The 9809-nt window shown below is 50.2% G+C and carries 11 protein-coding genes; 8 read left to right on the forward strand and 3 right to left on the reverse strand.

What is annotated here, in order from left to right; translation table 11 throughout:
• Positions 1 to 188: 188 nt before the first annotated feature.
• The 3 genes from LUQ50_RS06595 to thiC form a co-directional block, all read right to left on the reverse strand.
• Positions 189 to 479 (reverse strand): RNA-binding protein, encoded by a 291-nt coding sequence (locus LUQ50_RS06595; RefSeq protein ID WP_300038006.1) that lies wholly within the window; start codon positions 477 to 479, stop codon positions 189 to 191.
• Between the two features lie 243 nt (positions 480 to 722).
• Positions 723 to 848: a hypothetical protein gene (locus tag LUQ50_RS06600; protein WP_300038009.1), complete on the reverse strand. Its 126-nt coding sequence runs from the start codon at positions 846 to 848 to the stop codon at positions 723 to 725.
• Between the two features lie 69 nt (positions 849 to 917).
• A complete protein-coding gene (gene thiC / locus LUQ50_RS06605; protein WP_300038035.1) occupies positions 918 to 2168 on the reverse strand; it encodes a phosphomethylpyrimidine synthase ThiC in 1251 nt (416 codons plus the stop codon).
• Positions 2169 to 2204: 36 nt separating this feature from the next.
• On the opposite strand from thiC, the gene LUQ50_RS06610 reads away from it, so the two are divergent.
• From LUQ50_RS06610 to cgi121, 8 genes are all read left to right on the forward strand, one after another.
• Complete coding sequence (locus LUQ50_RS06610; protein ID WP_300038011.1) at positions 2205 to 2810, forward strand: MBL fold metallo-hydrolase; 606 nt, start codon at positions 2205 to 2207, stop codon at positions 2808 to 2810.
• Between the two features lie 3 nt (positions 2811 to 2813).
• Positions 2814 to 3263 carry a DUF123 domain-containing protein gene (locus LUQ50_RS06615; RefSeq protein WP_300038014.1) on the forward strand — a complete coding sequence of 150 codons (450 nt, stop codon included), beginning with the start codon at positions 2814 to 2816 and terminating at the stop codon, positions 3261 to 3263.
• A 93-nt stretch (positions 3264 to 3356) separates the two neighbouring features.
• Complete coding sequence (locus LUQ50_RS06620; protein WP_300038017.1) at positions 3357 to 4376, forward strand: type II glyceraldehyde-3-phosphate dehydrogenase; 1020 nt, start codon at positions 3357 to 3359, stop codon at positions 4374 to 4376.
• Between the two features lie 44 nt (positions 4377 to 4420).
• Entirely contained in the window at positions 4421 to 5365 is a 945-nt protein-coding gene (locus LUQ50_RS06625; protein ID WP_300038020.1) for a tyrosine--tRNA ligase, read from the forward strand.
• On the forward strand, positions 5334 to 6197 hold the full coding sequence (locus tag LUQ50_RS06630; RefSeq protein WP_300038023.1) for a serine protein kinase RIO: 864 nt from the start codon (positions 5334 to 5336) through the stop codon (positions 6195 to 6197). Before LUQ50_RS06625 ends, LUQ50_RS06630 begins: the two co-directional genes overlap by 32 nt.
• 1 nt (position 6198) lies before the next feature.
• Positions 6199 to 6738, forward strand: a complete 540-nt coding sequence (locus tag LUQ50_RS06635) for a KH domain-containing protein (protein WP_300038026.1) — start codon at positions 6199 to 6201, stop codon at positions 6736 to 6738.
• Positions 6739 to 6862: 124 nt separating this feature from the next.
• Positions 6863 to 9292 carry an ATP-dependent DNA helicase gene (locus tag LUQ50_RS06640; RefSeq protein ID WP_300038029.1) on the forward strand — a complete coding sequence of 810 codons (2430 nt, stop codon included), beginning with the start codon at positions 6863 to 6865 and terminating at the stop codon, positions 9290 to 9292.
• Positions 9289 to 9809, forward strand: a 521-nt coding sequence (gene cgi121 / locus LUQ50_RS06645; protein WP_300038032.1) for a KEOPS complex subunit Cgi121, incomplete at its 3' end; no start/stop codon positions are given. The genes LUQ50_RS06640 and cgi121, both read left to right, overlap by 4 nt.

Consider the following 9809-nt stretch of genomic DNA (forward strand, 5'->3'; position numbering starts at 1 on the left):
TCAGAATAACCCAGAGGAGTACCGAAAACAGCTTGAAAACTATTGTCCACCTTACGGCGAAAAATGCTAACGATAACTATTGTCAGGATTTTCCTGCGTCTGTATAAATGAATTATCAGTACTAATTCTTATACCTGCTTATCAGGTATACCACGTGTATTAAAAAAAGGCTCGTTGAGGGGTTGATATTAGTACCGGCGTCCAGCGCCGCCACCGTAGCCACCACGGTCGAATTCGCGGCGTGGCTGCATTGGGCGAGCTTCGTCGATACGGAGGGTACGGCCTTCAAAGACAGTCTGATTCAGACCGTCCATTGCTGCCTGGGCTTCCTCAGAAGTTCCCATCTCAACAAATCCAAAGCCTTTCTGCTCGATAACCTTGACACTTGCTACTTCGCCGTACTGAGTGAATAAATCACGGAGCTGACTTTCGTTAACTGAGTAGGTCAGGTTACCAACGTAGAGTCTCTTTCCTTCCATTGCTAAATCACGGATTCCTTATGTTACATACGCGATCTGCCCATCCTGAAAGTCAGAATGAAGCAGAGGAGCACCGAAAACAGTCTGAAAACGATTATCCGTCCTTTGACGAAAAATGCTCACGATAACTATTGTCAGGATTTTCCTGCGTCTGTAGAAATGGGTTATAACTACTGGTTTTTATATCTGTGGATAGGAGGTACTAACTGAAATAAAAACAACCCCGGTTGGGGTGATTTATCATTAGTACCCGCGTTCAGCGCCGCCACTATAACCAACACCATCAAACTCACTGCGGGGCTGCATCGGGCGGGCTTCATCGATATGAAGAGTGCGACCTTCAAAGACAGTCTGGTTCAGACCATCCATTGCTGCCTGAGCTTCCCCGGGGGGTCCTCATCTCAACAAATCCAAAACCTATCTCATTCAAGCATGATCTCATCCAAAGATATCCCTGACCATCTTGACTGCACAGAGGTCACCACACATGGAACAGGTCTCCTGATTTCCGTCCCTGTCATGCAGTTCCCTGGCCCGTTCAGGAAAGAGAGCGAGTGAAAACTGACGATCCCAATCCAGATCACGACGTGCCTGCCCCATCTGCACCTCACGATCATAGGCAGCAGCATTTCCCTGGGCAAGATCGCCGACATGAGCAGCTAGCACTGATGCCCTGGTTCCTTCCACGATATCACTCGTACGGGGGAGGCCAAGGTGTTCACTCGGTGATACCATGCAGAGAAAATTCGCTCCGTTCTGGCAGGCTATCGCACCTCCGATGGCTCCGGTGATGTGATCATACCCGGCGGCGATATCGGTCACCAGGGGTCCGAGCAGGTAGAGCGGTGCCATACCCGTAATCTCTTTGATCATCCGTACATTGTATCCGATCTGGTCTATCGGCATATGCCCCGGACCCTCAATCATGCGCTGAACACCTGCCTCATGAGCCCGCCTGGATAACCGTCCCAGGTTCAGGTACTCAACTGTTTTGGCTTCTCTCATCGCATCTTCATGGCAGCCTGGACGCATGCCATCCCCGAGGCTGGCTACCACGTCGTATTCGGCAAGAATCTCAAGAAGATAATCATATTCTTCCCAGAGCGGATTCTCTTCATTCCGGGAGATCATCATCGCGGTATGAAACGAGCCTCCCCGTGAGACAACGCCCATCGTCCTGGGATCCTGACGCAGACTCTCCACAACTTCCCGGTTTACCCCGCAATGCAGGGTGAGAAAGTCAACCCCCTGTTCACAATGCTCACGAATGACCCTGAAGAGCAGATCAGCATCAAGGTCTGCCACATTTCCTGCACGCCTGACTGCTTCATAGATCGGCACGGTTCCTACCGGAACCGGGAGCGAGAGGATCATATGACGAATCTTTGGAAGATCGCCACCGGTGGAGAGATCCATCAGACAGTCTGCCCCGGCTGATATTGCCGCTGCTGCCTTCTCCTGCTCCATGACAACATCACAGAGATCCTGTGAAGTCCCTACGTTTACGTTAACCTTAACCCTGCAACCTTCCCCGATTGTGCAGACCGGGTGTTTTCGTTTCGGATTTGCCGTTATTACTACCCGGCCGGCTTTGATCTGCCGCTCCAGCCGATCAGGCTCCATCTGTTCGGCAATCGCAGCCTGTTTCAGCAGATCGGGGTCAACCCTGTATTCCCGGGGAGTCACCATATCATACTTGTTGTCGGGAGGGAATATCATAGTCACATGACGATCAAGCTCATCCCGGGCAGAGGGATGTATGGCAATGCCTATCTCGCACAAGAGACGGTTCTCGTGGATGCCGGAGTGACCCCGATGGCGGTGGAGGCATACCGCGATACCATCAAATATATTGTGCTGACCCATTGCCATTTCGACCATATCGCCTATCTTACTCCGCTCGTGAAGATGACCGGAGCACAGGTATGTATCCATGCGGCTGATGCTGATGGGCTCAGAGAAGACAGCCGGAGCCTGGCTACACACTTTGGTGCTCATTCTCCCGGTATTATTCCAGATATGCTGCTTGAGGACGGGGGCCGGATTGAAGGACTTGACGTCATCCATACCCCGGGTCACACACCAGGGAGCATCTGTCTCTATAACACGGAAACGCAGGATCTCATCTCGGGGGATACCGTTTTTGCTGATGGAGCATTCGGGAGGTATGACTTTGTCGGGGGCAGCCGTGACGCTCTGGAGACATCACTCGACCGGGTTGCGGAACTGAAAGTGAACGGCCTATATCCAGGGCATGGAATTCCTGCTCTGGAGCGGGGAGAGCGGCATATCAAGGCAGCACAGGCTTTGATCAGATCAGGATATCTCTGATAAATGCAACCCGGGATCTATCTGCTTCTCCTTATGGGAGTGGACACCTCAGTCAGGGTGGGATCACTTGGAACCGTCTCCTTTGCCACCGGATATTACGGATATGTGGGATCAGCACTCGGACCTGGAGGGCTTGCCAGGGTATCCCGGCACATGTGGGTGGCATCAGGCAAAGGTACCAGACCCAGGTGGCATATCGACTATCTGCTCACAAATCTAGGCTTCAGGCTGCTCAGAGTGTACTGCGCTATAACCGTTGAAAGGCTTGAATGCCCGCTTGCACATGCCATTCCACTCCAGGTTGTCCCTGGGTTTGGATCCTCTGACTGCAACTGTGAAGGGCACCTCTTTTTCTCTCCTGAAGACCCGGATCAGGAAATAACCAACAGTTTTGAAGCAGTGGGGCTGTATCCGGAGATCAGGCCGGCTCACCTACCCGGAACTGAGCGGTAAGAACAGCCTTTGGGAATGTATAATATTTGTGCGATCAGAATACCTCACATGGGAGTATCAACACCGGATCGCCCAGGTGTTGAGTGAATTGTTATGATCAAGGTTGCAATCAACGGATACGGAACCATCGGCAAGCGAGTTGCTGATGCTGCTGCAGCGCAGAAGGATATGGAGATCATCGGAGTCTCCAAGACAAGGCCAACCGCAGAAGCCCTTGTGGCAGTCAAAAAAGGGTACCCGGTATATATCGCTGATATCAGTAAGAAAGCAGCTTTTGAAAAGGCAGGCATTCCGGTTGCCGGTTCTATTGAAGAGATGGTTCAGAAGGCTGATTTAATCGTAGACGGGACTCCAGGAGGAGTCGGTGAGTCGAACAAGGCCCTCTACGAAAAATATGGGAAAAAAGCTATCTGGCAGGGGGGGGAGGAGCACGATCTGGCCGGTTTCTCCTTCAATGCTCATGCAAATTATAAGGACGCTATTGGAAGGCAGTTTGTCAGGGTAGTCTCCTGCAACACAACCGGGTTATGCCGGGTGATCAAGGCCATCGATGACAAGATAGGGGTCGCCAAGGTCAAGGCAGTCATGGTCCGCAGAGGTGCCGATCCCCATGTCGTCAAGAAAGGTCCGATTGATTCTGTCGTGCTTGACCCTCCAACAATTCCAAGCCACCATGGTCCTGACGTGAACACGGTGCTACCCCATATCGATATCGTCACCATGGCAATGATCGTGCCCACCACCCAGATGCACATGCATGCCATCCAGATGGAACTTAAGAAAGAGACCAATCGCGAAGAGATTCTGGAAATCATGAAGGCTCATTCAAGGATTGGGCTTGTGCAGGGTTCAACCGGGATCAAGAGCACCGCAGAACTGAAAGAGTACGTCATGGACCTCGGCAGGCCACGATCCGATCTCTGGGAAAACGGGGTGTTTGAAGCATCAGTTGCAGTAGTTGGGAAGGATCTCTACTTCTTCCAGGCTATTCATCAGGAGGCTGATGTGGTCATTGAGAATGTTGATGCAATCAGGGCCATGGCAGGAGAAGTCAGGGATCCCGAGGTGTCCATCAGAATGACGAATGAATCCCTCGGATTTGTGGCCATCTGACCGGTCACCCAATCATTAACTCTTTTCAGCACCCACGTGTGTGAATGGATCCTTACTCTCTCGCGGTGCGAAACACGGTAGAGATCGTCACGGAGGAAGAATTACGTGAGCTGCTCAAAAAACAGGGCAGGAAGGTCTATGCCGGTTACGAACCAAGCGGTGAGATCCACCTCGGCCATCTGGTAACGATCAATAAACTGATCGATCTCAGAGATGCAGGCTTTGAGGTGATCGTCCTCCTTGCAGATCTGCATGCCTTTCTGAACCGGAAAGGGACCATGGAAGAGGTTGCCAGACTTGCAGCATACAATCGTAAATGTTTCGAAGGGCTCGGCCTCACCAATGTTACCTATGTGCTCGGATCAGATCTCCAATTAAGCCGTGAATATCAGCTTCTTGTCCACCAGTTATCTCAGCTGATCACCCTGAACCGGGCTACCCGGAGCATGGATGAAGTAGGAAGACAGATGGACAACCCAACCGTCTCGCAGATGGTATATCCGATCATGCAGATGGCAGATATCGCTATCCTCGGTGTTGACGCTGCAGTCGGGGGAATCGACCAGCGAAAGATCCATATGCTGGCACGGGAGTACCTTCCAGGGAAAGGGTATCCGTCACCGGTCTGTCTTCATGTTCCAATCTTAAATGGACTTGACGGGAAGAAGATGTCTTCATCACAGGGAAATTATATTTCAGTTGCAGACAGTGAGGATGCCATCAGGAAAAAGATGAAGAAGGCATTCTGTCCGCCTGAGATCGAAGAGAATCCGGTTCTACAGGTTCTGAAGCATCATGTCTTCCCCCGGACCGGAACACTTGTAATCCAGCGGTCTGAAAAATTCGGTGGAGATGTGACCTTTACCTCATATGAAGAGACAGAACGGGAATATGCTGCCGGAAAAGTCCATCCTGCTGATCTGAAGAACGCCACCGGAGAAGCATTGATTCAGATCCTTGCACCGGTACGAAAATATCTGGAAGGGTAAAAGAACCAGGAGGGGGATAAGCATCGAACGCGACCGGCATGATCTCCACAAATATGACAAACGTGTCGATGCGACCCGCATCAGGATCAAGGATCTTGATCAGCTCAAGGTAAGGGAGGATGTCTTTGATGAGATCACCCTCCTCGCCCTGTACAAGATGGTAAACCGTGGTTGGATCTCTGCAGTTGGTGGCTCAATATCTACCGGCAAGGAGGCAAACGTGTTTCTTGCAGACCGGAAAGATGAGCAGGTAGCCATCAAGATCTACATGACCCGGACTGCAAACTTTCAGAAGATGCAGAATTATATCGCCGGAGACCGGAGGTTTATGAATATCGGCAAGACCCGGCGTGATATCGTCTTCGCCTGGACGCGGAAGGAATTTTCGAACCTGAAGCGTGCAGTAGAAGCAGGACTTTCAGTTCCCAAACCACTTGTCTTTGACCGGAACATTCTGGTTATGGAATTTCTGGGAGAGAACGAAATTCCATATCCCCAGCTCAGGGTTGCAACCATACCTGATCCGGCAGAAGTATACGCAAGTCTGCTTGAATCGCTTCGGGTACTCTGGCAGACTGCAAAACTGGTCCATGGGGATCTCTCCGAGTATAATATTCTCTATGGGGGTGGACGCCCATGGCTAATAGATATGGGTCAGGCGGTTACCCCGGATCACCCTCATTCGATCATCTTTCTGAGAAGGGATATCGAACAATTGAACCGGTTTTTCTCACCGTTATGTGAAACCATTGAACTGATAGGTGCAATGCGGCAGATCACCGGCATACCACACCTGCCTGAAAATGCAGGGACAGAACTCAGCGAGGCATAATATGCAGCAGGAAACACGTATTACCAGGGAACGGATTGGTGTCCTCATCGGAAAGAAGGGGATGACCAAGCGGGATATCGAAGAGAAGACCAAGACAATCATCGCTGTTGACAGTGAGGAAGGGCTCGTCTCGATAGAGGGTGAAGAAGCTGACGGATTCCTCAGGGCAGTCGAGGTTGTCAAAGCAATTGCAAGAGGATTCTCACCTGAACGGGCATTTACCCTGTTCGAAGATGAAGATCTCTATCTCGAAGTGATTGAACTATCCGATATCGCGGACAGCCCGGGAAAACTTGAACGGATCAGGGGAAGGATCATAGGAAGGGACGGAAAATCAAGATCCCAGATCGAAGATCTGAGCAGTACCGAGATATCTGTATATGGAAAGACCGTTGCAATCATCGGCATGATCGATCAGGTCAAGGTGGCACGGGAAGCGATTGAGATGCTGATAAATGGTGTCTCGCATGAGAGTGTATTTGCATTCCTCGACCGGAAAAAGCGTGAACTGAAACAGGATATGCTGAATTACTATTACTAAACCCCAATATTGAATTTTCACGGAGAGTCATCAGGCCTGCAACCATGGGATACATGTATCACTTTTTGGATAATTCACATCGTATCCAATACTGGAACCCTGCAGGATCCTATTCAGGGATATCATGGAGATAGCAACCCTTCCCCTGCCTGCAGCGTTGATCGAGAGTTGTGCACAGAAAGGTATCAGGGAACTCTATCCTCCCCAGGCAGCCTGTGTTGATGCAGGATTGCTCGAAGGGAAAAACCTCCTCATCTCAATTCCGACTGCAAGCGGAAAAACGCTGCTTGCTGAGATGGCAATGGCTTCTCAGATCATAAAAGGAGGAAAATGCCTCTATATCGTCCCACTCAGGGCCCTGGCATCTGAGAAGTTCGAAGAGTTCAAGGCTCACGGCTCCAAGGTTGGGGTAGCAACCGGTGATTTTGATCGCACCGACAATCAGCTCGGATCAAATGATATCATCGTAGCAACGAGTGAAAAAGTGGACTCATTGCTGCGCAACCGGACTAGATGGCTTGCCGATGTCACGCTCATGGTGCTTGACGAGATCCACCTGATCGGATCCGAGCACCGGGGAGCAACGCTTGAGATGGTGATCACCAAAATGCGGTATACAAATCCGCAAATGCAGGTTATCGGACTCTCTGCAACAATCGGAAACCCGAAGATACTGGCATCCTGGCTTGATGCCACCCTGATCTCAAGTTCATGGAGACCAGTTGATCTCAGGCAGGGGGTCTATTATGACGGGAAGATCAGATTCGGAGAGAAGCAGGACGAGCGAGCAGTCAGGGCAGTCACCAAGCATGAAGACCTGAACCTCTGTCTTGATACCATCGAAGAGGGAGGTCAGTGCCTGGTCTTCGTCTCATCCCGGAGAAATGCTGAAGCGTTTGCCAAGCGGGCAGCTTCTGCCCTCAGGGCAGGGAGTCCGGACTCAAAAATACTTGCTGACCGGATCAGACAGGTGAGGGATACAGATCAGCCAAATTTGCTCGCTGAGTGTGTCGAACGGGGTGCCGCATTTCACCATGCCGGACTAAAACGGGAAGAACGACTTATCATCGAGGAAGGGTTTCGTAAAGGGTACCTTGAGGTCATTTCTGCAACCCCGACTCTTGCGGCCGGGCTGAATCTGCCAGCCCGCCGGGTAGTAATCCGGGATTATATGCGGTTCACTTCAGGACTCGGCATGGTTCCGATACCGGTGATGGAGTACCACCAGATGGCTGGCCGGGCCGGACGCCCGCATCTTGATCCCTACGGTGAAGCAGTTCTGATCGCAAAGGATCGGATCACCGTTGATAAGCTCATTGAATACTTCATCGATGCCGGAGCTGAGGAGATTGACTCCCAGTGTGCTGACGAGGATGCACTTTGTGCCCAGACGCTCTCCCTGATTGCAACCGGATTTGCCCAGGATATTTCATCGCTGACCGCATTCATGGAGCGGACGTTTTATGCATGGCAGCATCCCCATTCCAGATCGATGGGGAGGATTGTCAATGATGCAAAACGATTTTTGATCGCATCAGGGATGATCCGGGAAGAAGAAGAGCACCTTTATGCAACAAAACTAGGTAATATCGTCTCGGTCCTGTACCTGGATCCCCGGGGAGCGAGAAGTATTCTTGATACCCTCGGGAAAGCAGAGCGGGTTACCGATATCGGTATTTTGCACCTGGTATGCACCAGTCCGGATATGCCCCGACTTTACTTGAAGTCTGCCGATACCGCATCACTCAAATCTTTTCTATACAAAAATGCTGAAGAACTTATGGTCCCACTCCCCTATGACTCAGAAGGAGAGGAGATCTGGCTAGCTGCCCTAAAGACCGCCCTTGTAATTCACGACTGGGCTGAAGAAGTATCTGAAGAGAAGATGGAGGAGCGGTACGGGATTGGTGCGGGAGATATCTATAATGTGGTTGATTCAGCCAAATGGTTGCTCCATGCAGCAGATCGCCTTGTTGGGATGGAACTTCCTACCTTCAGGAGCGAGATCAGTCAGATCGGAACCCGTGTTCAGTATGGTGTGAAGGAAGAACTCCTTCCCCTTGTACGGCTCCGCAATATCGGGAGGATCCGTGCCAGAAGGCTCTACAATGCCGGGTATACTGATAAAGAGCACCTTAAGCAGGCAGGTCTCCCGGTACTAACCCGGATACTCGGGCAGCATCTTGCACGGCAGATTATGAAGGATGTCGGAGCCAAGACTGTTGAAGTGGTCGAACCAACCGGTACCGGTTCGACATTAAACTTTTCGGTATCAGAATCTGCAGAAGACCTGACGGATCTCCCTACCATCGGTACAAAGCTGGCTGCCAAGCTGAATAAGCAGGGAATATATTCGGTTAATGATCTCCTGACAACTGATCATACAACGCTTGTCGGTATCATAGGATCTAAACGGACAGTGACAGTACTGGAGGCATTGGCAGATAGATTTTCACTCAGAAAATTAGACGATGACCAAATCCACGGAGAGGATCGGAGAGATAATGGGCCATCAAAAAAAATCGGACAGCAATCCTTCAGTGATTTTTCATGAATGCTAAAATAGAACCTTATTTTTCATTAGAAATTGATGATCAAGCACTAATTTATCAGGTCAGATTCAAAGTCGAAAATCTTCAACATTTTTTACAGTATCTACGTTCAATTGGAAAACAGAGCAAAATTACCCTCATCTGTTTTAATCGTGAGGCGATGGTAGGTATCAGTCACGTCAAAACTGCAATACAATTTGCTTTGAGATCTTTCAGTTCTGATTCACCGATATCCCGAAGCATTGAGGTTGAAGCACTTCTTTTTGCCGCAGGGACTAGACAAACGGGGTTGGTCGGGCCATTTGGTATTCATACTGGTGACAATGAAAGTTACCTCTGCGTTTTGCCACCCAGAGAAGAGATAAAAGAAAAACTTGAAAACGTAATGGAATTCGTATACCAAGATGATTGGGAAAAATTATCACGGGAAAAAATTGAGCGGCTAAAGGATTTATACGGGATCTCAGAGGCCGAGATTACAATTTCCGGAGTTGGGCGATTACCAGACCTAGTGATGGA

Origin of the sequence: Methanospirillum sp. (assembly GCF_028679455.1) — an archaeon.
In the GTDB taxonomy this organism is placed as follows: domain Archaea; phylum Halobacteriota; class Methanomicrobia; order Methanomicrobiales; family Methanospirillaceae; genus Methanospirillum.